The organism is Pseudomonas sp. BN414, from assembly GCF_029871275.1.
Taxonomy (GTDB): Bacteria; Pseudomonadota; Gammaproteobacteria; order Pseudomonadales; family Pseudomonadaceae; genus Metapseudomonas; species Metapseudomonas resinovorans_C.
Map to the genome: position 1 here is coordinate 55,857 of NZ_SSOL01000075.1, position 25,879 is coordinate 81,735.

17 protein-coding genes are annotated in these 25,879 nt (G+C 64.0%); 9 read left to right on the forward strand and 8 right to left on the reverse strand.

What is annotated here, in order from left to right; genetic code table 11:
* Positions 1-47: 47 nt before the first annotated feature.
* The 4 genes from E8E95_RS22800 to E8E95_RS22815 all read left to right on the forward strand — a co-directional run bounded on the left by E8E95_RS22800 (position 48) and on the right by E8E95_RS22815 (position 7,199).
* Positions 48-2,084, forward strand: a complete 2,037-nt coding sequence (locus E8E95_RS22800) for a DUF1302 domain-containing protein (RefSeq protein WP_179057907.1) — start codon at positions 48-50, stop codon at positions 2,082-2,084.
* A 63-nt stretch (positions 2,085-2,147) separates the two neighbouring features.
* Positions 2,148-3,515, forward strand: a complete 1,368-nt coding sequence (locus tag E8E95_RS22805) for a DUF1329 domain-containing protein (RefSeq protein ID WP_280354100.1) — start codon at positions 2,148-2,150, stop codon at positions 3,513-3,515.
* A 216-nt stretch (positions 3,516-3,731) separates the two neighbouring features.
* Positions 3,732-4,805 (forward strand): YCF48-related protein, encoded by a 1,074-nt coding sequence (locus E8E95_RS22810; protein ID WP_280354387.1) that lies wholly within the window; start codon positions 3,732-3,734, stop codon positions 4,803-4,805.
* An 18-nt stretch (positions 4,806-4,823) separates the two neighbouring features.
* A complete protein-coding gene (locus E8E95_RS22815) occupies positions 4,824-7,199 on the forward strand; it encodes an RND family transporter (RefSeq protein ID WP_280354102.1) in 2,376 nt (791 codons plus the stop codon).
* Positions 7,200-7,610: 411 nt separating this feature from the next.
* Here the strand turns inward: E8E95_RS22815 and E8E95_RS22820 are convergent, their stop codons facing one another.
* The 6 genes from E8E95_RS22820 to E8E95_RS22845 form a co-directional block, all read right to left on the reverse strand.
* Positions 7,611-9,260 carry a BatD family protein gene (locus E8E95_RS22820; RefSeq protein ID WP_280354104.1) on the reverse strand — a complete coding sequence of 550 codons (1,650 nt, stop codon included), beginning with the start codon at positions 9,258-9,260 and terminating at the stop codon, positions 7,611-7,613.
* Entirely contained in the window at positions 9,260-10,978 is a 1,719-nt protein-coding gene (locus tag E8E95_RS22825) for a VWA domain-containing protein (RefSeq protein WP_280354105.1), read from the reverse strand. Before E8E95_RS22825 ends, E8E95_RS22820 begins: the two co-directional genes overlap by 1 nt.
* The gene (locus E8E95_RS22830) at positions 10,975-11,994 is read right to left on the reverse strand and encodes a VWA domain-containing protein (protein ID WP_280354107.1); all 1,020 of its coding nucleotides are present in this window, start codon (positions 11,992-11,994) and stop codon (positions 10,975-10,977) included. The genes E8E95_RS22825 and E8E95_RS22830 overlap by 4 nt, the downstream gene beginning before the upstream one ends.
* Complete coding sequence (locus E8E95_RS22835; protein WP_280354109.1) at positions 11,987-12,478, reverse strand: DUF4381 domain-containing protein; 492 nt, start codon at positions 12,476-12,478, stop codon at positions 11,987-11,989. The genes E8E95_RS22830 and E8E95_RS22835 overlap by 8 nt, the downstream gene beginning before the upstream one ends.
* Positions 12,475-13,344, reverse strand: a complete 870-nt coding sequence (locus tag E8E95_RS22840; protein WP_280354389.1) for a DUF58 domain-containing protein — start codon at positions 13,342-13,344, stop codon at positions 12,475-12,477. The genes E8E95_RS22835 and E8E95_RS22840 overlap by 4 nt, the downstream gene beginning before the upstream one ends.
* Positions 13,345-13,466: 122 nt before the next feature.
* Positions 13,467-14,483 (reverse strand): MoxR family ATPase, encoded by a 1,017-nt coding sequence (locus E8E95_RS22845; RefSeq protein WP_280354111.1) that lies wholly within the window; start codon positions 14,481-14,483, stop codon positions 13,467-13,469.
* Between the two features lie 352 nt (positions 14,484-14,835).
* Between E8E95_RS22845 and E8E95_RS22850 the strand changes: the two genes are divergently transcribed.
* Both E8E95_RS22850 and E8E95_RS22855 read left to right on the forward strand, forming a co-directional pair.
* A complete protein-coding gene (locus E8E95_RS22850; RefSeq protein WP_280354112.1) occupies positions 14,836-19,698 on the forward strand; it encodes an NAD-glutamate dehydrogenase in 4,863 nt (1,620 codons plus the stop codon).
* A 325-nt stretch (positions 19,699-20,023) separates the two neighbouring features.
* Entirely contained in the window at positions 20,024-20,401 is a 378-nt protein-coding gene (locus tag E8E95_RS22855; protein WP_280354114.1) for an NUDIX domain-containing protein, read from the forward strand.
* A 66-nt stretch (positions 20,402-20,467) separates the two neighbouring features.
* Here the strand turns inward: E8E95_RS22855 and E8E95_RS22860 are convergent, their stop codons facing one another.
* Complete coding sequence (locus tag E8E95_RS22860; RefSeq protein WP_280354116.1) at positions 20,468-21,340, reverse strand: DUF6685 family protein; 873 nt, start codon at positions 21,338-21,340, stop codon at positions 20,468-20,470.
* Positions 21,341-21,487: 147 nt separating this feature from the next.
* Between E8E95_RS22860 and E8E95_RS22865 the strand changes: the two genes are divergently transcribed.
* Positions 21,488-21,709, forward strand: coding sequence for a DUF2835 domain-containing protein (locus E8E95_RS22865; protein ID WP_280354118.1), 222 nt, complete (start codon positions 21,488-21,490; stop codon positions 21,707-21,709).
* Between the two features lie 57 nt (positions 21,710-21,766).
* Positions 21,767-22,792 (forward strand): quinone-dependent dihydroorotate dehydrogenase, encoded by a 1,026-nt coding sequence (locus tag E8E95_RS22870; protein WP_280354120.1) that lies wholly within the window; start codon positions 21,767-21,769, stop codon positions 22,790-22,792.
* A 91-nt stretch (positions 22,793-22,883) separates the two neighbouring features.
* On the opposite strand, the gene E8E95_RS22875 is transcribed toward E8E95_RS22870, so the two are convergent.
* Positions 22,884-23,099, reverse strand: coding sequence for a ribosome modulation factor (locus E8E95_RS22875; protein WP_120651711.1), 216 nt, complete (start codon positions 23,097-23,099; stop codon positions 22,884-22,886).
* Positions 23,100-23,535: 436 nt separating this feature from the next.
* Between E8E95_RS22875 and rlmKL the strand changes: the two genes are divergently transcribed.
* Positions 23,536-25,713 (forward strand): bifunctional 23S rRNA (guanine(2069)-N(7))-methyltransferase RlmK/23S rRNA (guanine(2445)-N(2))-methyltransferase RlmL, encoded by a 2,178-nt coding sequence (gene rlmKL / locus E8E95_RS22880; RefSeq protein WP_280354122.1) that lies wholly within the window; start codon positions 23,536-23,538, stop codon positions 25,711-25,713.
* The last annotated feature ends 166 nt before the right edge of the window (positions 25,714-25,879 follow it).

Genomic DNA, 25,879 nt, shown 5'->3' on the forward strand with positions numbered 1-25,879 from the left:
TGACGGGCTGCCAATAACAAAGTGATCAGTCCACGGAGTAAGACTCGATGGAGCTCAAGTCCCGCAAGCCCACGTTGCGTTTCGCACCGGCCAAGGCAGGTTTCGCCTTCGCCGGTATCCTGCCGATCCTGGTGGCCGCCCAGGCCCAGGCGGTGGAATTCAGCTTCGCCAACGACGAAATTTCCGGTTCCCTGGATACCACCGTTTCCTACGGCCAGCTGTGGCGCGTACAGGGCCAGGACAAGACCAACAACGACATCAATACCAACGACGGTAACCGCAACTTCGATACCGGCCTGGTCTCCGAGGTCTACAAGATCACTTCCGACCTGGAAGCGACCTACAAGAACTACGGCATGTTCGTTCGTGGCACCGCTTTCTATGACACCCAGATCATGGACAAGCGCAACGACTACCTGGACAACAACAACCCGGTCCAGCCGAGCCAGAACTTCCCGAAGGACGACAGCTTCACTTACGAAACCCGCCACAAGGCCGGTCGTGATGCGCAGATCCTCGACGCCTACCTCTATGGCAACTGGGACGTGGCCGACATGCCGGTCACCGGCCGCGTAGGCAAGCAAGTGTTCAACTGGGGTGAGGGCATCTTCTACCGCGGTGGCGTGAACACCACCAACCCGGTCGACGCCGCCAAGTTCCGTCTGCCGGGCTCCGAGCTGAAGGAAGTACTGGTACCGGTCGAGGCGCTGAGCTTCAACGTCGGCCTGACCGAAAACCTGTCGATGGAAACCTTCTACCAGTGGAACTGGAAAGAATCGGCTATCGACCCGGTCGGCACCTACTACTCCGAGACTGACCTGTTCGCTGATGGCGGTAATACCGCGTACTCCACCCAGCCCGCGCTGCAACCGCTCGCTCCCCTCTATGGCGGCCTGAGCGCTGCAGGTATCGGTGGCCTTCAGGGCGGCCGCAACGTGGACGCCAATGGCGTGATCAAGGTGGCCTCGATCGGTCCGGACATCAACGCCAAGAACGACGGCCAATTCGGTGTGGCTCTCCGCTATATCGCTGAAGAACTGAACTCCACCGAGTTCGGCTTCTACTTCGTCAACTACCACGCCAAAGAGCCGACCATTGCGGCGAACCTGGGTGATTACGCGGGTCTGAACCTTGCCCAGATCGCTGGCGCCGCTTCTACCGCGATCGCTCCGCAGGTTCAGCAGGCAGTTGCGGCCCAGGCGGGCATCTCGGTTGCTCAGTTGCGTGCAGTGCTGGCCAACCCGGCGCTGAACCCGGCCCTGGCGCGTGCATACTCCAACGCGCTGACTACCGCCGCTACTACCGCAGCCGGCGGCCTGGCGACCATGGATGTGGCGAACGCCGTGCAGGCACAGCGTGAATACGCCGAAGACATCCGCATGTACGGTTTCAGCTTCAACACCACCGTGGGCGACGCTTCGGTGTTCGGTGAACTGGCCTACCGCCCGAACCTGCCGATCGGTATCGCCACCACCAACGACCTGCTGGGCGACCTGCTGCTCCAGGCGCCGCAACTGGCCTCCGGCCGCACCGTCAACATCGGCGGTCAGGACGTGCAACTGGGCGACTCGATCCACAACTCCGAACGCGTAGAAGCCTTCAACACCTCTCTGGGCACCATCTACAACTTCGGTCCGTCGCTGTCCTTCGACTCTCTGATCGGCGTGGCGGAGCTGGCTTCCGAGCACCTGCGCGGCAGCGACCTGCAGTACACCGCGTTCAACGGCCAGAAGCGCTACTACTCCGGCCGTGGCAACAACTCCTACGTCTCCGGCGGCGAACGTGACGATCAGGTCAACAAGAACGCCTACGGCTACACCCTGCTGGTGTCCGGTACCTGGAACGATGTCTATGCCGGCGTGAACATCTCCCCCTACGTCGTCTACAAGGACGACTTCGAGGGCAACTCCTACCAGACCGGCAGCTTCATCGAAGGCCGTAAGGCATACACCCTGGGCGTCAAGGCAACCTACCTGAACAGTCTGGAAGCCGAACTCCAGTACACCGAGTTCTACGGCGGCGGCCAGAACAACTCGGTACGTGACCGCGACAACATCGGCGTCAACGTCAAGTACTCGTTCTAATCCCAACAAGAACAATACGGGCGCCCCGGGGCGCCCGATACAGACTCATCACGGAGAACCCCCATGCTGAAAAAGCTTTCGCTGATTAGCGCCGCGGTTGCCCTGGCGCTCTCCGCCAGCAGCGCCCTGGCCTCGGTTTCGGCCCAGGACGCCACCAAACTCGGCGCCAGCCTGACCCCCTTCGGTGCCGAGAAGGCCGGCAACGCTGCCGGCACCATCCCGGCCTGGACCGGTGGTATCACCCAGGCTCCGGCTGGCTACAAGTCCGGCCAGCACCACCCGGACCCGTTCCCGGAAGACAAACCGCTGTTCACCATCACCAAGGCGAACCTGGACCAGTACAAGGCCAACCTGACCCCCGGTCAGATCGCCCTGTTCAACGCCTACCCGAACAGCTTCCAGATGCCGGTGTACCAGACCCGCCGCTCCGGCTCCGCGCCGCAGTGGGTGTATGACAACACCGTCAAGAACGCCACCTCCGCCAAACTGCTGGACGGCGGCAACGGCTTCTCCGATGCCTATGGCGGTATTCCGTTCCCGATCCCGCAGAATGGCGTCGAGGCCCTGTGGAACCACATCACCCGTTATCGCGGTTCCTACATCGTGCGCCGCGCTTCGGAAGTGGCCGTGCAGCGCAATGGCGACTACTCCCTGGTGACCTCGCAGCAGGAAGCCCGGTTCAAGTACTACAACCCGCAAGGTACTTACGCCGACCTGAACAACATCCTGTTCTACTACCTGTCCTTCACCAAGAGCCCGGCTCGCCTGGCTGGTGGCGCCACCCTGGTCCATGAAACCCTCGACCAGGTGAAGGAACCGCGTCAGGCCTGGGGCTACAACGCCGGCCAGCGTCGCGTGCGCCGCGCACCGAACCTCGCCTACGACACTCCGATCGCTGCTGCCGACGGCCTGCGCACCGCCGACGACACCGACATGTTCAACGGCGCTCCGGACCGTTACGACTGGAAGCTGGTGGGCAAGAAGGAAATCTACATCCCGTACAACAACTACAAGGTTTCCAGCCCCGAGGTTAAGTACAAGGACCTGCTGCAGCCCGGCCACCTGAATCCGGCCTTTACCCGCAACGAACTGCACCGCGTGTGGGTCGTGGAAGGCACCCTGAAGTCGGGCGCCCGCCACATCTACTCCAAGCGCACCCTGTTCCTCGACGAGGACAGCTGGCAAGCCGCAGTGGTCGACCAGTACGACGGCCGTGGCGAGCTGTGGCGCGTATCGGTTGCCTACCTGAAGAACTACTACGACCTGCCGACCACCTGGTCCGCACTCGACGTGTTCCACGACCTGCAGGCCCGCCGCTACCACGTGCAGAACCTGGACAACGAAGAGCCGACCACCATCGACTTCACCCAGGCCACTCCGGACGATGGCTACTTCAAGCCGTCCGCCCTGCGTCGCCGCGGTACTCGTTGATCGCTTGAAGCTCCAGGAAAAAGGCCGCTACGTGTAGCGGCCTTTTTCTTTTGGGAAACGGGAATGCCGTGTTACAGAGCGCCACCAGCGCTTAACAAAACATAACGTCCCGCTGATTGTGCACGCTTTCCAAAGCTGGCTAGGATTAGGGCGCTGCCTGCCCTGGGCAGCATCCACCTATAACAAAAAGGGGAAAGGTGTATGAGTGAGCCCGTCATGCGGCGCACCCCGTCAGGCCTTGCCGTGGAAAATCTCCACAAGCCGACGTTCCGCTTTCATTCGCCGCTGGCCAAAGCGCTCTCGCTGTTCAGTGTGCTCTCTGTCCTTGCTGTAGCCGCTGCGCCCGTCTCCGTATCCGCGCTGGCCGCTGATGCGCCCGTCCTCTCCATCGAATCGCCCAAGGCCGTGAGCAGCCTCCTGCTCGACGTCGCCCATGCCGGCAAACGCCTGGTGGCCGTTGGCGACCGTGGCCACATTCTCTATTCCGACGACAACGGGAAGTCCTGGACCCAGGCCAAGGTGCCTACCCGCCAGATGCTCACCGCTGTCTATTTCGTCGATGACAAGCAAGGCTGGGCTGTTGGTCACGACGCACAGATCCTCGTCAGCCAGGATGGCGGCGCGACCTGGACCCTCCAGTTCGAAGACCTGCAGCGCGAAGCGCCGCTGCTGGACGTCTGGTTCAAGGACGCCAGCACCGGCTTTGCCGTGGGCTCCTACGGCGCCATGCTGACCACCCGCGACGGTGGCAAGAACTGGGAAGACGTCAGCGACCGCCTCGACAACGAAGACCAGTACCACCTCAACGCCATCGCCGCCGTGAAAGATTCCGGCCTGTTCGTGGTGGGCGAGGCGGGCAGCATGTTCCGTTCCGCCGACTGGGGTGAAACCTGGGAGCGCCTCGAAGGCCCGTACGAGGGCTCGCTGTTCGGCGCACTCGGCACTGCCGAGCCGGGCGTGGTCGTCGCCTACGGCCTGCGCGGCCACCTGTTCCGTTCCACTGACTTCGGCAACACCTGGGAGACCATCCCGCTGAAAGCCGGCAACGGTGAACTGGAGTTCGGCCTGTCCGGCGGCGCACTGCTGCCCGATGGCAGCCTGGTGGTGGTCGGTCATGGCGGCAGCGTGCTGAAGAGCATCGACAGCGGTCGCACCTTCGCCGTGGTGAACCGCAGCGATCGTATGTCGCTGGCCAGTGTCATCGCCGACGAGAAAGGCAACCTGATCCTGGTGGGACAGGGCGGTGTACGCGTAGCGTCGCCGACCGGCGCCGAGCTGGGCCAACTATAAGAAAGGCGGAGAGTTTCGATGAGTACCCATCACCAGGACAAGGCGACCTTTCTGGAGCGCCTGATCTTCAACAACCGGCCGGCGGTGATCGTCATCTGCCTGCTGGTCAGCATCTTCCTCTTCTGGCAGGCCATGCACGTACGGCCTTCCACCAGTTTCGAGAAGATGATCCCGCTGCATCATCCGTACATCCAGAAGATGCTGGAACACCGCAATGACCTGGCCAACCTCGGCAACACCGTGCGTATCTCGGTGGAAGCGGTCAACGGCGACATCTTCACCAAGGAGTACATGGAAACCCTGCGTCAGATCCATGACGAGGTCTTCTACATTCCCGGTGTGGATCGTTCCGGCCTTAAGTCCCTGTGGAGTCCGAGCGTACGCTGGACTGAAGTGACCGAGGAGGGCTTCGCCGGTGGTGAGGTCATTCCGCAGACCTACGACGGCTCGGAGGCCAGCCTGGAAGAGCTGCGCAACAACGTACTCAAGTCCGGCCAGATCGGCCGCCTGGTAGCCAACAACTTCAAGTCCAGCATCGTCGACGTGCCGCTGCTCGAGTCCTATCCGGACCCGAACGACCAGGGCAAGCTGATGAAGCTCGACTACCGCCAGTTCTCCCATGAGCTGGAAGAGAAGATTCGCGAGAAGTATCAGGCCCAGAACCCCAACGTGAAGGTCCACGTGGTTGGCTTCGCGAAGAAGGTGGGTGACCTGATCGATGGCCTGATCATGGTGGTGATGTTCTTCGGCATCGCCTTCCTCATCACCCTGGTGCTGCTCTACTGGTTCACCTGGTGCATCCGCAGCACCATCGCCGTGCTCTCCACCACCCTGGTGGCGGTGATCTGGCAGCTGGGCCTGATGCACTCCGTAGGCTTCGGACTCGACCCGTACTCGATGCTGGTGCCCTTCCTGATCTTCGCCATCGGTATTTCCCACGGCGTGCAGAAGATCAACGGTATCGCCCTGCAATCCAGTGACGCCGACAACGCCCTGACCGCAGCACGGCGCACCTTCCGCCAGCTGTTCCTGCCGGGCATGATCGCCATCCTCGCCGACGCCGTGGGCTTCATCACCCTGCTGATCATCGACATCGGCGTGATCCGCGAGTTGGCTATCGGTGCTTCCATCGGTGTGGCGGTGATCGTCTTCACCAACCTGATCTTGCTGCCGGTTGCGATCTCCTACGTCGGCATCAGCAAGAAGGCCATCGAACGCAGCAAGAAGGACGCGGTGCGCGACCATCCGTTCTGGCGCTTGCTGTCCAACTTCGCTCACCCGGTCGTGGCACCGATCTCCGTGGTCATCGCCCTGATCGCCTTCGCTGGCGGCCTGTGGTACGGCCAGAACCTGAAGATCGGCGACCTCGACCAGGGTGCACCGGAACTGCGTCCGGACTCGCGCTACAACCAGGACAACAACTTCATCATCAACAACTACTCCACCAGTTCCGACGTACTGGTAGTCATGGTCAAGACCGGCCCCGAAGGCTGCTCCACCCATGAGACCCTGGCGCCGGTGGACGAGCTGATGTGGAAGATGGAGAACACTCCGGGCGTGCAGTCCGCCATCTCCATGGTCACCGTCTCCAAGCAGGTGATCAAAGGGATGAACGAGGGCAACCTGAAGTGGGAAACCCTGTCCCGCAACCAGGACGTGCTGAACAACTCCATCAGCCGTGCTGAAGGCCTGTACAACTCCGACTGCTCGCTGGCCCCGGTGCTGGTATTCCTCAACGACCACAAGGCCGAGACGCTTACCCGTGCCGTGACCGCCGTAGAGGATTTCGCCAAGGACCACAACAAGGATGGCCTGCAGTTCCTCCTTGCGGCGGGTAACGCCGGTATCGAAGCGGCCACCAACGAGGTGATCGCCCAGGCCGAGCTGACCATCCTGATCCTGGTGTACATCTGCGTTGCCGTGATGTGCCTGATCACCTTCCGCTCCATCGCCGCCACGCTGTGCATCGTGCTGCCGCTGATCCTCACCTCGGTGCTGGGCAACGCGCTGATGGCCTGGCTGGGTATCGGCGTGAAAGTGGCGACCCTGCCGGTGATCGCGCTGGGCGTGGGTATCGGTGTCGACTACGGCATCTACATCTACAGCCGCCTGGAGAGCTTCCTGCGTGCCGGCCTGCCGCTGCAAGAAGCCTACTACCAGACCCTGAAGTCCACCGGCAAGGCGGTGCTCTTCACCGGCCTCTGCCTGGCGATCGGTGTTGCCACCTGGATCTTCTCGGCCATCAAGTTCCAGGCCGACATGGGTCTGATGCTCACCTTCATGCTCCTCTGGAACATGTTCGGTGCACTGTGGCTGCTGCCGGCCCTGGCGCGCTTCCTGATCAAGCCCGAGAAACTCGCGGGCAAGGTCGGTGGTTCGCTGCTGGCCCACTGAGCCTGATTGCTTGAAAAGAAAACCGCGGCCCAGGCCGCGGTTTTTTTATGGGCGTGGATTGTCCCGCTACCGTTCATGGTCGAGCCCCCACGTTGGGCCTCGCAGGCTCGGACCAACCTACGGCAGGCCTGTGGCCTGCTTGGCGAATGAATTCGCCCCTACAGGGAAGCACCCGTAGGTTGTGGCAGAGCGCAGCGAAGCCCAACGGTCCAGATCGAGCTTTCGCGTTGGGCCTCGCTCCGCTCGGACCAACCTACGGCAGGCCTGTGGCCTGCTTGGCGAATGAATTCGCCCCCACAAGGGAGCACCCGTAGGTTGTGGCAGAGCGCAGCGAAGCCCAACGATCCAGATCGAGGACTCTCCTGGGCCTCATCCGGGGTGCTCGCTCCTACAGGCTGCGAACGCGCGACCTCAACGCGGATACAGCGGCGGCAGCTGGCTAGGCTCGCCCGTGGTTTGCTGTTCCACCACGAGGGCGGGGAGGGCGCGGATGGCTTTCCAGAGGTCTTCGCCCTGCCAGTGCAGGCCGGCTTCGCTGTACAGCGCGCCGTTGAGCCCGTCCATGGCATCGGACAGCGGCACGAAGCGAGCGGCCATGTCAGCGAGGGTTTCCGGTTGCTGGCGAGCCCAGTTGTCCAGCGCCTGGCGGGTCGCGTGGGGATCGTTGGACTGGCAGGCCCGGCGCAGTTCATCCAGCAGGGTACGTGGGCTCGGGCCGGTCTGGATCGTAGGCAGGATCGCGGGTTGGCGACGCGCGCGCCACCAGAGGCCGAAGCCCAGCAGGGTCGTGCAGGCGAGCAGCGCGGTGGCGAGCTGCCAGGGCCAGAGACGCGCCTGGCCAATGGCGTTGCCGACCTGTGTGCCCACGGACAACGCAGGTGCTGATTCGAGTTCGGGGTTGCTGGCGACTTCCAGGGTGCGCGCTGGAATTTCACTGCGCTCCAGGCGATTGTCACGGGTGTTCCACCAGATCACCGTTACCGCGGGCAGTTCCAGGCGGCCACTGGTGGTGGGCACCAGGGCTTCGCGCTCTTCGCGGCTGCCAAGGAGTCCCCGGTCGTCGGTCTTGTTGCCCAGCTGCGGCTGGTCGGGATAGCGGCGCAAGCCTTTCGCCTGTGTCGCCGGCAGCGGCGGTATCTGTGCGCTGGAGAGGCCTTCCACGTTCAGCATCAGACTGCGGGTCAGCGAGTCACCGGTCTGCACGCTTGCGGGATCGGGGCTCCAGGACTCGGCCAGGGTCAGGTTGCGCGCGGGCAGCCAGGGGGCATCGGCCGGATACTCGGCGGGCTTTGGCATGACCGTCAGGGGAATGCGCGGCGAGTTCACCCGGGTCAGCTTGCCCGGGCGGGGGCCGAAGGGCTGATAGCCGGTATCGCTACCCGGATCGACCAGGGTCGCGCTGAACACCTGCGGGGGAATGTTCATGACGCCGCTCTTCTGCGGGAAGACGGCATAGCGCACTTCGATCACGCCATGCCGAACGCCATTGATCTCTTTCTCGTAGGTGCGCGGATCGCCCAGTTGCTCGACGCGGGCGTCGTCCATCTGCAGCGGGCTGAGGCTGCTGTCGTCGTAGAGCGACACGGAATGGTAGATACGCAGGGTGAGGATGGCCTGCGCCTGTACGTAGACGCTTTCCTGGTCGAGGCTGGCGTCGATGAAGACCGGGGCCAGGTTACTGCCGCTGGACGTGTCGCTTTTCTCGGCCTTCTGGACGTTAAGGGTGATGGGCGCGCTGTGAACGTCGCCCAGCTTCAGCGCCGGGATGGTGACGAAGCCGGTCTGCTTCGGCTGCAGGGTGATGATCCAGCGGGTGGCGCGGTCGTTCTTGCCGTTGAAGGTGCCGAGCTGGTTGATCTGGCGCGTGGCGAGCACATCGAAGGTGTCGTTCAGTGGTGTCAGATCGGGCTTGCCGAACAGGGTTGGGTCGGAGGACTCGAGGGTCAGCTCGACGGTTTCACCTTCGCTCAGCCGCGTGCGGTCGACGGAGGCGGTGAAGCCGGCGGCTTGCGCTGCCAGTGCCGTCAGGCTGAGGAATAGGGTGCATAGCAGGCGCGTCATCACTGTTCTTCCTGGCGCTGTTGCTGTTCGTACCAGAACTTGCGGCGCAGCAGTTCGGCCGGATCGTCCGGAATCTGTCGCAGCCATTGTTCGAGGGCCTGGCGACGCTCGTCACCCAGGGGTTCGTTACTGGCGGACTGGCTTTGCGCAGCGTTCTGGGAGGTGGCTTGCTCGGCGGTGCCGCCTTGGCCCGGTCGCGTCGATCCACCTGCCTGGGCTTCGTTGCCAGCCTGTTGCGCAGCGTTCTGCTCGGTGTTCTGTTCGCCTGCCTGCTGTTGCGCAGCCTTTGCCTCGCCGCCCTGACCAGGCTGCTTTTCACCGTTCTGCGATGCCTTGTCGCCCGCTTCGCGCTCGGCCTCGCGCTGGCGCAGCAGGTCTTCCACCAGCGCCTTGTTCTTCGTTGCTGCGGCGAGGTCCGGCTGGCGTTGCAAGGCCGAATCATAGGCGTCTATCGCCGCTTCCAGTTCGCCGGCCCAGGCCAGGGCATTGCCGCGGTTGTAGTGGTCGGCGGCCGAATCGCCCTGGGCAAAACGCGCCGCGGCATCCGTGTAGTCGCCAGCCTGGTAGAGGGCGACGCCCTGCCAGCGCGCATCGATGAAGCGCTTGGCTGCTTCGTCGGGTTGCTGAGCCTCCAGCAGACGTTGGCCTTGCTGGTCAGGGCGCAGCCAGAGGTCTTCGAAATCCATGGCCAGGCTCGGTCGCGGAAGTACCAGCAGCAGCGGCAGGCAGAACAGCCAGCCACGGCGACCGGCGCAGGCGGCGATGAGCAACAGGGGCAGCAACAACCAGTGGCCCTGATCGGCCCAGGCCGCGAGACGGGCGATCTCGCCACTCTCGCGCAGGCTCCTGGGACCATCGAGCAGCTCCAAGTTGCGCAGGTCGCCTTCGTCCAGGCGGACTTCGGCGTAGCGACCACCCAGGCTGGCGGCGAACCGGCGCAGTTGGGAACCGTCGAGTTTGGGCAGCAGGATGGCGCCCTGTTCGTCCTTGAGGAAGCCACCGTCTTCCTGGGCGATGGGGGCGCCGGCCGCGGTGCCGATGCCCAGGATGACCAGACGCTCGGCGCGTGATCCGAGCGCTTTGCGAATTCCGGCTTGCTCCTCTTCGTCGAGGCCGCTGGTTATCAGCAGCAGCCGCCCCTGACCCAGCGCGCCCTGTTCCAGCAGCTTCAGCGCCTTGGCCACGGCCAGGTCGGCACGATGCCCTTGCTGCGGCATGATCGAGGGCTTCAGGGACTCGATCAGGTTGAGGCTGGTCATCAGGTCGTCGGAGAGCGGGACCAGGCTGTGGGCACTGCCGGCATAGACGACGATCGCCGTCTGCGCGTCGCGGCGCGCGTCCAGCAGGTCGCGCAGCTTGCGTTTGGCCTGTTCGAGGCGGCTGGGTGCGATGTCGCCGGCGAGCATCGATGGGGTCAGCTCCAGCATCACGACCAGCGGGTCGGCGCGCTTCTGCGTGCTCTGTTCCATCTGTTGCCAGGTGGGACCGAGCAGGGACAGCAGGCACAGCAGCCAGGCCAGGCCGAGGGCGAGCCAGGGCAGCCGGTTGTTGCGCTGGCTGCCGCCGCTGAGCAGCCAGGGCTGGAAAGCGCGCGGCAGCAGTTGCTCCCAGCGGCCGCTGCGCCGTTCGCGGTGCCAGAGCTGCCAGAGCAGCCAGCCCAGAATCGGCAGCAGAAGCAGCCATGCAGGGCGCAGCCAGTGGGGCCAGAGCTCCATCATGGGCGCCTCCCCAGCCAATGCGGGCGTTGTTGCAGGGCATGGGGCCAAAGCACGTGGCAGACCAGCAGGATGCTCAGCAGCAGCGCGCCGGCCAGGGGCCAGCTGTACAGGGAAAACGCCGGGCGGGCCTGGCTGGCGCGCTGGGTCACTGGTTCCAGGCGGTCGAGGCTTTCCTCGATTTCCTCCAGCTCCTTGCTGTTGCGCGCGCGGAAGTATGCGCCGCCGGTCTGTTCGGCGATGGCGGTGAGGGTCGGCTCGTCCAGGTCCATGCTCGGGTTGAGGCCGAGGATGCCGAGTACGTCACTCTGCTCCGGATCGGCGCCGATGCCGATGGTGTAGATCTTCACCTTCTCTTCGGCAGCCAGGCGCGCGGCGGTCAGCGGGTCGATCTCGCCGCCGGTGTTGGCGCCATCGGTGATCAATACCAGTACGCGGCTGTCGGCCGGACGCTGGCGCAGGCGTTTCACCGCCAGGCCGATGGCGTCGCCGATGGCGGTGTTCTTGCCGGCGATGCCGATGAGAGCCTCGTCGAGCCAGGTGTGCACGGTTTGGCGGTCGAACGTCAGGGGTGCCTGCAGGTACGCCTTGCTGCCGAACAGGATGAGGCCGATGCGATCACCGCGACGGCCGTCGATGAACTCGCCCATGAGGTGTTTCACCAGGGTGAGTCGGCTCACGGTTTCTTCTTCCCATTGCATGTCGGCGTAGTCCATGGATCCGGACACATCGACCGCCAGTAGCAGGTCCCTTCCGCTGGTGGGTAGCGGTTGCGGCTCGCCGACCCATTCCGGGCGCGCGGCGGCGCAAAGCAGCAACAGCCAGAGCAGGGCGAAGGGCGCCTGTTGGCGCCAGGCCGGCAGGTTGGCCCGGGCGCGCCGGCCCACCAGACCTTCGAGGTCGGCGAGGAAGCTCACCTTCAATGCCGCTTCACCGCTGTCCGCCGGTGGCAATAGCAGGCGCAGCACCCAGGGTAGCGGGGCAAGGAGAAAGATCCAGGGCCAGGCGAACTCAAACATGCTTGCGGATCCAGGTCTCGACGGACTGGTACAGGCCGGCAATGGCCTTGTCGTCCAGCTTGCACTGCGGGCGGTAGGCACCTTCGACCAGGAGCATCCAGCGTGTCAGGCCGGCGGCCGGGCAACGGTTGTCGAGGTAGGCCAGCCAGGCGCGGCCGCTGAGGGTGTGGCTCTGGTCTCCGGGATAGTGCATGCGGCATAGACGTTTGAGCAGGCCGTTGAGTTCCTGCAGCCAGGGGCCAGCGGGTGCGCCGTCGTAGGGTTTGGGCAGGCGCGCCAGTTCCTCCAGGGCGGCCTGGCGCAGCGGGTCCAGGGGTTGTTCGGCTTCTTCGGTGGCTGGGTGCATGCGGCGTCGCCACCATTGCCAGATGGCCCATCCCAGCAACGCGAGCAGGGGCGGCAGGCACCACCAACCGGGTGCCGGTGGCCACCAGGGGATTGGCGCTGGCGTGATCAGGGGCTCCAGCCCGTCCAGCGGGTTCATCGCTTGCCGCCCAGGTAGTCGCGCAACTGCTCGATCATGTCTTCCTGGGTGGACAGCGGCAGCAGTAGTACGCGGAGTCGCTGGGCCAGGCGCTCCCAGCGTGCGACACGCGCCTCGCCCATCTCGCGATAGGCCTGGCGCAAATCGCTGGCGTGGGTGTCCAGTTCCAGTTGGGCACCTTGCTCGGCGAAACGCAGCAGGCCAGCGGCTGGCAGTGCATGGTCCAGCGGATCGGACACCGGCATCAGGATCAGGTCGGTGTGACGCGAGAGGAGGCTGATCTGTTGCTCGGCGGTATCGGAGAGGGTGCGTTCGTCGCAGAGAATCACGACGAGACTGCCCGGACGCAGTACCTCGCGGGCGCGGCGCAGCGCCAGGCTGAAGCCTTCGCGCTGGGCGCCGCCCGGGCTGCCGAGGGCCTGGTTGGCCCGGGCCAGGCGGTTCAGCAGTTGCAGGAGGCTCTGTTTGCTGCGTCGGGGCTTGATCTCGTGGTGGTCCTGTTCGCTGAACACCAGGCCCCCGACCCGATCATTGTGCGCCAGGGCGGCCCAGCCGATGAGGCTGGCGGCCTGCGCGGCGAGCACCGACTTGAACACCAGCCCGGTGCCGAAGAACAGCCGCTGGCTTTGCTCGACCATGATGAACACTGGCCGTTCGCGTTCTTCATGGAACAATTTGGTGTGGGGTTCCTGGGTGCGCGCGGTGACGCGCCAGTCGATGGTGCGCACGTCGTCGCCGGCCTGGTAGATACGCACCTGGTCGAAGTCCACACCGCGGCCACGCAGCTTGGAATGGTGCAGGCCGATCAGCGGGCTACGCCGGGCGGGGCTGGAGAACAGCTGCACTTCCCGGACCCGATGGCGCATTTCGATCAGGTCCGCCAGGTCCACGTGCACGCCTTCCGCGCTGGCAGCGGGCGGCGCGAGGCCAGGCGTCGCCGGACGGCGTTTCCTGACCCGGAATTTCCAGGCCGCCGCTTTCAAGCGCATCAAGCCACCGCTACCACATCCAGGATGCGCTGGATCACCCGGTCCTGGTCGATACCGGCGGCTTCGGCTTCGAATGAGAGGATCAGGCGATGACGCAGCACATCGAAGAGCACCGCCTGGATGTCTTCCGGGCTGACGAAGTCGCGACCTGCCATCCACGCATGGGCGCGGGCGCAGCGATCCAGGGCGATGGAGCCTCGCGGGCTGGCGCCCCAGGCCAGCCACTCGGCCAGCTCGCTGTCGAACTTGGCCGGGGTGCGGGTGGCCATGACCAGGTGCACCAGGTATTCCTCCACCGCGTCGGCCATGTAGAGCCCGAGGATTTCCTTGCGCGCGGCGAAGATCGCCTGCTGGCTGACCTGGTGTTCGGCACGCGTCTCGCCGTGCAGTGCCTCGCCTCGGGCCTGCTGGAGGATCTTGCGTTCCACCGAGGCGTCCGGGAAACCGATGCGCACGTGCATCAGGAAACGGTCGAGCTGCGCTTCGGGCAGGGGATAGGTGCCCTCCTGCTCGATCGGGTTCTGGGTCGCCATCACCAGGAACAGCGGTGGCAGGGCGTAGGTGGAGCGGCCAATGGATACCTGGCGCTCAGCCATGGCCTCCAGCAGGGCCGACTGCACCTTGGCGGGGGCGCGGTTGATCTCGTCCGCCAGCACCAGGTTGTGGAAGATCGGCCCTTGCTGGAAGACGAAACTTCCGTTCTCCGGGCGGTAGATTTCGGTGCCGGTGATATCCGCTGGCAACAGGTCCGGAGTGAACTGGATGCGATGGAACTCCGCTTCCACACCGTCCGCCAGGTCCTTGATCGCCTTGGTCTTGGCGAGGCCGGGCGCGCCTTCCACGAGCAGGTGGCCGTCGGCGAGCAGTGCGACCAGTAGGCGGTCGATGAGCTTTTCCTGGCCGAGGATCTGGGTGGAAAGGAAGTTTCGAAGGGCGACTAGCGCGTCACGGTGTTCCATCGATGAACTCGTTGAGCTGGGGAAAAGAGAGCTGTAGGCCCTCCGGTGTTGATGCATAACTTTAATCCAGACCAGGGGAGGCGGCCTAGAAGAGCCTGAATTCAGGCGTTGGTTCCGTGACGGGTATGGATATTTGGCGTCGCTGCCGGGTTCCTTCGCTTACCGCCGCAGAAGCACTTGTACATGGGTATAGGCGGACGCTCATTGAACGAATATGTCGCAGCGCCGTAAGCGCGCGGCATTGCTCCCTCGTTAAGCTTTCGCGGCAATGGTGACCGCCGGGTCGCAGTTGTTTCCCGGCGCTTGCCCGGAGCAGGGTCGCACTGCCCGGATCGACCTGTGGCCCTTTCTCCGCCTTTTAAGCGTTCTACGCTTAATCCCAACAAAACGAGCCTAGCGGAGCACAACCATGGCGTTCTTCACGGCGGCCAGCAAAGCCGACTTCCAGCATCAACTGCAAGCGGCCCTGGCGCAGCACGTCAGCGAACAGGCATTGCCACAAGTTTCCCTGTTCGCCGATCAATTTTTCGGCATCATCGCGCTCGACGAGCTGACCCAGCGCCGAATGTCCGACCTGGCCGGCTGCACCCTATCGTCCTGGCGCCTGCTGGAACGCTTCGACCCCGCCAGCCCTGAAGTGCGGGTGTTCAACCCCGACTACGAGAAGCACGGCTGGCAGTCCACCCACACTGCCGTGGAAGTCCTGCACCCCGACATCCCCTTCCTGGTGGATTCGGTGCGCATGGAGCTGAACCGTCGCGGCTACAGCATCCATACCCTGCAGAACAACGTGCTCAGCGTGCGCCGCAACGCCAAGGGTGAACTGCAGGAAGTCCTGCCCAAGGGCACCCAGGGCAAGGATGTGCGCCAGGAAGCGCTGATGTACCTGGAGATCGACCGCTGCGCCAACAACGGTGCCATGAAGACCCTGGAGAAAGCCCTGCTGGAAGTGCTGGGTGAAGTCCGTGTGACCGTGGCCGACTTCAAGCCGATGAAGGCCAAGGCCCAGGAGCTGCTGGCCTGGCTGGACAAGGCCAAGCTGAAGGTCGATGGCGAAGAGCTGAAGGAAGTGAAGGTGTTCATGGACTGGATCCTGGACGACCACTTCACCTTCCTCGGCTATGAAGAATTCACCGTGGCCGACGACAAGAACGGCGGTCATCTGGTCTATGACGAGAAGTCCCTGCTGGGGGTTTCCAAGCTTCGCCGCGCGGGCCTGAAGAAGGACGACGTGCACATCGAGACCGAGGCCCTCGAGTACCTGCGCGAGCCCAATCTGCTGTCCTTCGCCAAGGCAGCCGAGCCAAGCCGTGTGCACCGTCCGGCCTACCCGGACTTCGTTTCCATCCGTGAGCTGGACGCCAAGGGCAAGGTGATCAAGGAGTGCCGCTTCATGGGCCTCTACACCTCCGCCGTGTATGCCGAAAGCGTCGAGCACATTCCCTACATCCGTCGCAAGGTGGCGGAAATCCAGCGCCGTTCCGGGTTCGATGCCAAGGCTCACCTGGGCAAGGAACTGGCCCAGGTTCTGGAAGTCCTGCCGCGTGACGACCTGTTCCAGACCCCGGTGGCTGATCTCTTCAGCACCGCCATGTCCATCGTGCAGATGCAGGAGCGCAACAAGATTCGCTTGTTCCTGCGCCGTGATCCGTACGGCCGTTTCGCCTATGCGCTGGCCTATGTGCCGCGCGACGTGTACTCCACCGAAACCCGCCTGAAGATCCAGCAGATCCTGATGGATCGCCTGCAGGCCACTGACTGCGAGTTCTGGACCTTCTTCTCCGAGTCCGTGCTGGCGCGCGTGCAGTTCATCCTGCGCCTGGACCCGAAGATCAAGCTGAACGTCGATATCGCGCTGCTGGAGAAAGAAGTCATCCAGGCTTGCCGCTCCTGGAAGGACGACTACGCCAGCCTGGTCAACGAAAGCTTCGGCGAAGGGCAGGGCACCCGTGTCTTGGCCGACTTCCCGAAAGGCTTCCCGGCTGGCTATCGCGAGCGCTTCGCCCCACACTCGGCGGTGGTGGACATGCAGCACCTGCACAGCCTGTCCGACGAGCGTCCGCTGGTGATGAGCTTCTACCAGCCGCTGGCCCAGGGTGAGCAGCAGCTGCACTGCAAGCTCTACCACGCCGACACCCCGCTGGCGCTGTCCGACGTCCTGCCGATCCTGGAGAACCTCGGCCTGCGTGTGCTGGGCGAGTTCCCCTACCGACTGGCTCGCCAGGATGGCCGCCAGTACTGGATTCACGACTTCGCCTTCACCAGCGCCCTGGGCGATGAGGTGGACCTGCAGGAGCTGAACGACACCCTGCAGGACGCCTTCGTCCATATCGTTGGCGGCCATGCCGAGAACGATGCGTTCAACCGCCTGGTGCTGACCGCCGCCATGCCGTGGCGCGACGTTGCCCTGCTGCGTGCCTATGCGCGCTACCTGAAACAGATTCGTCTGGGCTTCGACCTCTCCTACATCGCCAGCACCCTGCTGAACCACGCCAACATTGCCAAGGAACTGGTGCGCCTGTTCAAGACCCGCTTCTACCTGGCGCGCAAGCTGGCGACGGACGACCTGGAAGACAAGCAGCAGAAGCTGGAGCAGGCCATCCTCGGTGAGCTGGACAACGTTGCGGTGCTCAACGAAGACCGCATCCTGCGTCGCTATCTGGACCTGATCAAGGCGACCCTGCGCACCAACTTCTACCAGCCCGACGCATCCGGCCAGAACAAGTCGTACTTCAGCTTCAAGCTGAGTCCGCGCCTGATTCCGGAAATCCCGCGTCCGGTGCCCAAGTTCGAAATCTTCGTCTACTGCCCGCGCGTCGAGGGCGTGCACCTGCGCTTCGGCGACGTGGCCCGTGGCGGCCTGCGCTGGTCCGATCGCGAGGAAGACTTCCGTACCGAAGTGCTGGGCCTGGTGAAGGCGCAGCAGGTGAAGAACGCGGTCATCGTGCCCATGGGCGCCAAGGGCGGCTTCATTCCGCGTCGCCTGCCGGCTGGTGGCACCCGCGACGACATCCAGAACGAGGCCATCGCCTGCTACCGCATCTTCATCTCCGGCCTGCTGGACGTGACCGACAACTTGAAGGAAGGCAAGGTGGTGCCGCCGGCCAACGTGGTGCGCCACGACGCCGACGACCCCTACCTGGTGGTGGCGGCCGACAAGGGCACCGCGACCTTCTCCGACATCGCCAACGGCATTGCCGGTGAATACGGCTTCTGGCTGGGCGACGCCTTCGCCTCTGGTGGTTCGGCCGGCTATGACCACAAGGGCATGGGCATCACCGCCAAGGGCGGCTGGGTGTCGGTGCAGCGGCACTTCCGTGAGCGCGGCATCGACGTGCAGAAGGATCATGTCACCGTGATCGGCATCGGCGACATGGCCGGCGACGTCTTCGGCAACGGCCTGCTGCTGTCGGACAAGCTGCAGATGGTCGCGGCCTTCAACCACATGCACATCTTCATCGACCCGAACCCGGACGCGGCATCCAGCTTCACTGAGCGCAAACGTATGTTCGATCTGCCGCGCTCCTCCTGGGCCGATTACGACACCAAGCTGATCTCCGAGGGTGGCGGCATCTTCCTGCGCAGCGCCAAGAGCATCGCCATCAGCCCGCAGATGCAGCAGCGCTTCGAGATCGAGGCCGACAAGCTGACCCCGACCGAACTGCTCAACGCACTGCTGAAGGCGCCGGTCGACCTGCTCTGGAACGGCGGCATCGGCACCTACGTCAAGGCCAGCAGCGAAAGCCACGCCGACGTCGGCGACAAGGCCAACGACGCCCTGCGCGTGGATGGCCGCGAACTGCGTGCCAAGGTGGTGGGCGAGGGCGGCAACCTCGGCATGACCCAGCTGGGTCGCGTCGAGTACGGCCTCAATGGCGGTGCCAGCAACACCGACTTCATCGACAACGCCGGCGGCGTGGACTGCTCGGACCATGAGGTCAACATCAAGATCCTGCTCAACGAGATCGTGGCCAACGGCGACATGACCGGCAAACAGCGCAACAAGCTGCTGGCCGAAATGACCGACGACGTGGGCAACCTGGTGCTGGGCAACAACTACAAGCAGACCCAGGCGCTGTCCCTGGCGCAACGCCGCGCTCGCGAGAAGATCGGCGAGTACAAGCGCCTGATGAACGCTCTGGAAGCGGCCGGCAAGCTGGACCGTGGCCTGGAGTTCCTGCCCGCAGACGAGGAGCTGAACGAGCGCATCGCCAATGGCCAGGGCCTGACCCGCCCCGAGCTGTCGGTGCTGATCTCCTACAGCAAGATCGATCTCAAGGAGTCGCTGCTCAAATCCCTGGTGCCGGACGACGACTACCTGGCCCAGGAAATGGAAACCGCGTTCCCGTCACGTCTGGCCGAGACCTTCGGCGAGTCCATGCGTCGCCACCGCCTGAAGCGCGAAATCATCAGCACCCAGATCGCCAACGACCTGGTCAACCACATGGGCATCACCTTCGTGCAACGCCTGAAGGAGTCCACTGGCATGAGCGCGGCCAACGTGGCTGGCGCCTACGTGGTGGTGCGTGACGTGTTCCGCCTGCCGCACTGGTGGAAGCAGATCGAGGCGCTGGACTACAAGGTGCCGGCCGAACTGCAGCTGACCCTGATGGATGAGCTGATGCGCCTCGGCCGCCGTGCTACCCGCTGGTTCCTGCGCAGCCGTCGCGAAGACCAGAACGCAGCGCGCGACGTCAACCACTTTGCCCCGCGTGTGGAGGCCCTGGCCGGCCGTCTGGACGAACTGCTCGAAGGCCCGTCCCGCGAGCAGTGGCTTGCACGCTTCCAGTCCTACGTGGAAGCCGGCGCGCCGGAGGACCTGGCTCGTGTCGTGGCGGGTACCAGCCACCTCTACACGCTGCTGCCGATCATCGAGGCATCGGATGTCACCGGCAAGGACACTGCCGAAGTGGCCACTGCCTACTTCGCGGTGGGCGGCGCACTGGACCTGTCCTGGTACCTGCAGCAGATCACCAGCCTGCCGGTGGAGAACAACTGGCAAGCGCTGGCGCGGGAAGCTTTCCGTGACGACCTGGACTGGCAGCAGCGTGCGATCACCATCTCCGTCCTGCAGATGAACGAAGGTCCGGCGGACATCGAGGAGCGCGTGGCGCTGTGGCTGGACCAGCATCGCGCCCTGGTGGAGCGCTGGAAGGCCATGCTGATCGAACTGCGCGCCGCCACAGCGACTGATTACGCCATGTACGCGGTGGCCAACCGCGAACTCATGGACCTGGCCCAGAGCGGCCAGCACGGCATCTGCATTCCGTGATGCCTGTGGCTTCGTAAAGGTTTTGTGCTCTCAGCCCCGCTTCGGCGGGGCTTTTTTTGTCCGACGGGGAGTCACGAATACTTCCGGTAGGAGCGAGCTTGCTCGCGAACAGTCCGAGCACGATGCTTCGCGAGCAAGCTCGCTCCTACAGAAGATCCGACTTCAACCTGACAATCGGAGTCGGGATTCGGGTTCAGTCCCCTGAAATGGCCTCAGGCGTTTTCCGTCCATGGGCGCTTATGCAATGGACTCAGCCGGTGGGTTCGACTTTGCCTGAACTTTTCCTCTCCTGTCCTGGCCCTTAGGAAACAGAGGAGGAGAAATCATGACTGCACCCATAGAGCTGCATGCAACTGTCCTTTGCCACCAGGCCGACAGGATCCTGTTCGTGCGGAAGGAGGCACCGGAATGGTCCTTGCCCGGCGGCAAGATCGAAGTGAACGAGCTGCCGGTCGAGGCCGCTCGGCGCGAGCTGAGGGAGGAAACGACGTTGCCCTTCGAGAATGCCCAGTTCCTCGGGCGGCATGTGTTCGAGGCGGAAGACCACCATTTCTATCGGATGGCTGTGCCCGAATCCCTTGAGCCTCACCCCGACGGCGAAATCGTCGAATGCCGCTGGTTCACTCTGGACGAGCTGGGAAGCGTGTCGGTGAAACCGACCAACATGGCGCTGCTCAGGCTACATGGCGAGAAGATCCAGTAAGGCCTGGAACTGAGCGAGGGCGAACTGAGGGAAGAGTCGCTTTCGGTGGGGGAGTGTGTCCGGCCCTCAGGCCAGAGCTCGCAGGTACTTCACGACATCCGCCGCGCCGGCCAGCCGCAGGCCTTCGCCGAGGGCGGTGGCGTCGGCGTGTTTCTTGGGCAGCAGGATGAATTCCGGCGCGCCCGCATGGCGCAGGATGGTCAGGCGGGAATAGGGAATGCCGCCATCCAGCAGCAGGCCCATGAAGGAGGGGTCGCTCCAGGCCTGCACGGGCATGGCGAGGACATGGTAGCGGTCATCCAGCAGTTCGAGGCCGCCAGCGTCGATGCGGTAGTCGGTGATCTCGGCGGGGAGGGTAGCTTCCAGCTCTCGCAAGCGGGCGTAGGCGATGGACGCGGCAAACGCTTCCGAATGCTGGTCGCCGTTCCAGAACATGCGTTTGCCGCACCAATTGGCCCGGAACAGGCTGATGGGCGAACCGGCGAGGAAACGTGGCAACGGCAGGCTGATGGCCTTGATGAAGTCCTTGTAGCTGATGATCCGCACTTTGCGGCTGGGCAGGCCGGTCAGGTAGTCCTCGAAGCTGGCGATGGGCGCCGGCTCGTTTTCCTGGCCGCAGAAGCCATCGACCTGGCGCAGGTCGAAAGTGGAGAGGTGCTGCTCACTGCGTTTGATCACGCCCACCAGCACGGCATGGGCTTCGGCCTTGTCATCCTGGACGGGGCCGGACAACGCGCTGCGCGGTAGCTCCACCAAACGCTGCAGGGGCGGGCCTGCCTGCCACCAGATGGTTTCCTGGGGACAGGGCAGTTGCTGGAATGGCAGATGCAGTTGACTGGCGCGCTCGAACACGCGGCGCGGAGCCTTGCCAAGGCCAAAACGCTGGGCGATTGCAGCCAGGCGGGCGCTCAATGGGGGTGGTGGCTGCATCTGACTCATGGCCTGAAAACTCCTCGGTCACGGCAGGCAGTGTGGCAGAGGCTTGCCGGCCGCGCGAACCGGGTGTCGGACAATTCCGCTTGGCGGGGAATCAGGACGAACGGACGGTGTGGCAGAATCCTGCTCTTCATTGTCGAGGACGCCTCCATGCCCAGCGTGATGCTGGATATTTCCCTGACTGCGGACGAATTCCGCGCAGTCTATCAAGGTCGGGCCAACCGTGTGCTGCTACGCAGTCGCGATGGCCGGAAGGTCAGCCTGCCGGCCCATCATCTGCGCCCGCATCTGGGTCACTCCGGCGTTTGCGGCACCTTCGAGCTGGAATTCTCGGCCGATGGCAAGCTCCTGAGCCTGCATCGCCTCGCCTGAAGGGGGCGGCGCAGCTATAATCGCCGGCCCATATCGCCGATCGATGCCCGACCGACCATGTACAAACTGGCCCGCGAGCTGCTCTTTTCCCTGTCCCCGGAAACCTCCCATGAACTCTCCATCGACCTGATCGGAGCCGGTGGCCGTCTCGGCCTCAACCGTCTGCTGACCAAGGCACCGGCGAGCCTGCCGGTGAAGGTGATGGGGCTGGAGTTCCCCAACCCGGTAGGCCTCGCCGCTGGCCTGGACAAGAACGGTGACGCCATCGACGGCTTTGGCCAGCTCGGTTTCGGCTTCGTCGAGATCGGCACCGTGACGCCGCGTCCGCAGCCGGGCAATCCCAAGCCGCGCCTGTTCCGCCTGCCCCAGGCCGAAGCCATCATCAACCGCATGGGCTTCAACAACCTGGGCGTCGACCATCTGCTGGCCCGGGTACGTGCATCCCACTATGACGGCGTACTGGGCATCAACATCGGCAAGAATTTCGACACCCCGGTAGAGCGCGCGGTCGACGACTACCTGATTTGCCTGGACAAGGTCTACGACCACGCCAACTACGTGACGGTCAACGTCAGCTCGCCGAACACCCCCGGACTGCGGAGCCTGCAGTTCGGTGACTCGCTGAAGCAGTTGCTGGAGGCCCTGCGCACCCGCCAGGAGGCCCTGGCCGCCCGGTACGGCAAGCACGTGCCGCTGGCTATCAAGATCGCCCCGGACATGAGCGACGAGGAAACCGCGATGGTTGCCAAGGCGCTGCTGGAGTCCGGCATGGATGCGGTGATCGCCACCAACACCACCCTTGGCCGCGAAGGTGTCGAAGGGTTGCCATACGGCGACGAGGCGGGTGGGCTGTCCGGCGCGCCAGTGCGCGACAAGAGCACCCAGACGGTGAAAGTGCTGGCGGGTGAACTGGGTGGTCGCCTGCCGATCATTGCTGTGGGTGGTATCACCGAAGGGCGTCACGCGGCAGAGAAGATCGCCGCCGGTGCGAGCCTGGTGCAGATTTACTCGGGCTTCATCTACAAGGGACCGGCCCTGATTCGCGAGGCGGTGGATGCCATCGCCGGTCTGCCACGAAACTGAGCACAATAAAAAGGGCTCCCGCTTGGGAGCCCCTGGGCTTGCGCCCGCCGCCCGGATGGGGCGTGCTTGGTGAAGTCGGTGTGATCCTGTGTCAGCCGACGGCGTGGAGTTCGTTCAGTCGATGAATGCCGGCAGCGCCGGTGAGGCCATCCCAGTTATCGCCACGGCCTTCGCGCCAACCATTGATCCAGGCTTGCCGTGTGGTGGGATGGGTGAAAGGACAAAGATCGCGGGATTTGCCGTTGATGCCGTGCTGATAGCCGCGCAAAAATGCTCGTTCCATCGGATCACGCTTAAGTCTTCTCATAGGGTGTAGCCCTCATTTGTTGACTGTTATGTCCATTGGTTCCAATGGCGGAACCGCAGCAGAAAAAAGTTCTGCCTTCGAAGACGCGTTGCCGGCGTGACGCGCCTTCATCCCACTGCCATTGCGGCGGCGGGTTAAGCTGAGTTCTAACCAATGCCCTCTGGCCTGTGAATGATCGTTTTGTCATAAGGACGTAACTTGATGGTGGCAACCGCCATAAGCTGACGGAAACGTTTTTTGCCACTTTTCGGTCTAAGCCCCGTGGCTTCGGGGCTGGCCAGAGCGGTGATGTCGTAGTGCTATTTGGTTTGGCGCGCGAAACAAACGATTTTTCATTCCGACGAAGGGCCGTTCCGCGACCTTTGGTCACACATTTTCTTACCGCACAGATCAGGTTCTGTGCCGCTGATCGCCTGCATAGGCCCTGGATTCCACAATGTCGGATCGCTACGAACTTTTCCTCACCTGCCCGAAGAGCCTGGAAGGCCTGCTGGTCGAAGAGGCTACTCAACTCGGCCTGCAGGAAGTACGCGAGCAGGTTGCTGCAGTGCGCGGCCAGGCTGACCTGGAAACTGCCTATCGCCTGTGCCTCTGGTCGCGTCTGGCCAACCGGGTGCTGCTGGTACTCAAGCGCTTCCCGGTGCAGAACGCCGAAGACCTCTATCAGGGCGTACTGGCGGTGGACTGGCACGATCACCTGATGCCCAGCGGCAGCCTGGCGGTGGAGTTCAGCGGCCACGGTTCGGGCATCGACAACACCCACTTCGGCGCGCTCAAGGTCAAGGACGCGGTGGTGGACAAGCTGCGTGGCGCCGATGGCGTACGCCCATCCGTGGACAAGGTGAACCCGGACCTGCGCATCCACCTGCGCCTGGAGAAGGGCGAGGCCATCCTGTCGATCGACCTGGCCGGGCACAGCCTGCACCAGCGCGGCTATCGTCTGCAGCAGGGGGCCGCGCCGCTCAAGGAAAACCTGGCGGCAGCCATTCTGATTCGCTCCGGCTGGCCGCGGATTGCCGCTGAAGGCGGGGCCCTGGCCGACCCCATGTGCGGTGTCGGTACTTTCCTCGTTGAAGCGGCGATGATGGCGGCCGACATTGCCCCCAACCTCAAGCGCGAGCGCTGGGGATTCTCCAACTGGCTGGGCCATGTCCCGGCGCTGTGGAAGAAACTTCACGAAGAGGCCCGTGAGCGCGCCGACGCCGGCCTGGCCAAACCGCCGCTGTGGATTCGCGGTTATGAGGCGGACCCGCGCCTGATCCAGCCCGGCCGCAACAACATCGAGCGCGCCGGCCTCGGCAACTGGGTGAAGATCTACCAGGGCGAGCTCGCCACCTTCGAGCCGCGCCCGGACCAGAACCAGAAGGGCCTGGTCGTCAGCAACCCGCCTTACGGCGAGCGCCTCGGCGACGAAGCCAGCCTGCTTTATCTCTACCAGAACCTCGGTGAACGCCTGCGTCAGGCCTGCCTGGGCTGGGAAGCGGCGGTGTTCACCGGTGCGCCCGAGCTGGGCAAACGCATGGGTATCCGTAGCCACAAGCAATACGCTTTCTGGAACGGTGCCCTGGCGTGCAAGCTTCTGCTGCTCAAGGTGCTGCCGGAACAGTTCGTGACCGGTGAGCGTCGTTCAACCGGGGACGGCGACCATAGTGCCCCGCGCGCGGAGCCGGCGCGCCTCTCCGAAGGCGGCCAGATGTTCGCCAATCGCCTGCAGAAAAACGTCAAGCAACTGGGCAAGTGGGCGCGCAAGGAGGGCATCCAGTGTTATCGCCTGTATGACGCGGACATGCCTGAGTACGCCCTGGCGGTCGACCTCTATGGCGATTGGGTGCACGTGCAGGAGTATGCGCCGCCGCGTTCCATCGATCCGGAGAAGGCCCAGGCGCGTCTGCTCGATGCACTGGCGGCGATTCCCCAGGCGCTGGATGTGGACCCGTCCCGCGTGGTGGTCAAGCGGCGTGAGCGCCAGAGCGGTACTCGCCAGTACGAGCGCCAGGGCAGCGAAGGGCGCTTCATGGAAGTGAGCGAAGGCGGCGTGAAGCTGCTGGTGAACCTCACCGACTACCTGGATACCGGCCTGTTCCTCGACCATCGCCCGATGCGCCTGCGCATCCAGCGCGAAGCCGCCGGCAAGCGCTTCCTCAATCTCTTCTGCTACACCGCCACGGCGAGCGTCCATGCAGCCAAGGGCGGCGCGCGCAGCACTACCAGCGTGGACCTGTCGAAAACCTACCTGGACTGGGCGCGACGCAACCTGTCGTTGAACGGCTTCTCCGACAAGCACAAGTTGCAGCAGGGCGATGTGATGGCCTGGCTGGCGGAGGATCGCGGCGAGTACGACATGATCTTCATCGACCCGCCGACCTTCTCCAACTCCAAGCGCATGGAAGGGGTATTCGACGTTCAACGTGACCATGTCCAGTTGCTGGACCTGGCCATGGCGCGCCTGGCGCCGGGCGGCGCGCTGTACTTCTCCAACAACTTCCGCAAGTTCCAGCTGGATGAGGGCCTGGTATCGCGTTATGCGGTCAGCGAGATCAGCGCCGAAACCCTGGACCCGGACTTCGCCCGCAATGCGAAGATCCACCGCGCCTGGCGCCTGACCACTCGCTGATTCAGGCTGGGCCGCCAGGCGGAGTTCCGGACACGGACTTCCACCTTGAGCGGCCCTCGCCACCGCGTCGTTCCCGCCTGCAACACCTCACCAAAATCCCCGCAAAGCCCCTCTCATCGCTTCCAGCCAGCTCCGGCCGTCCGGCGTTTACCGTGGACGGTCGGCT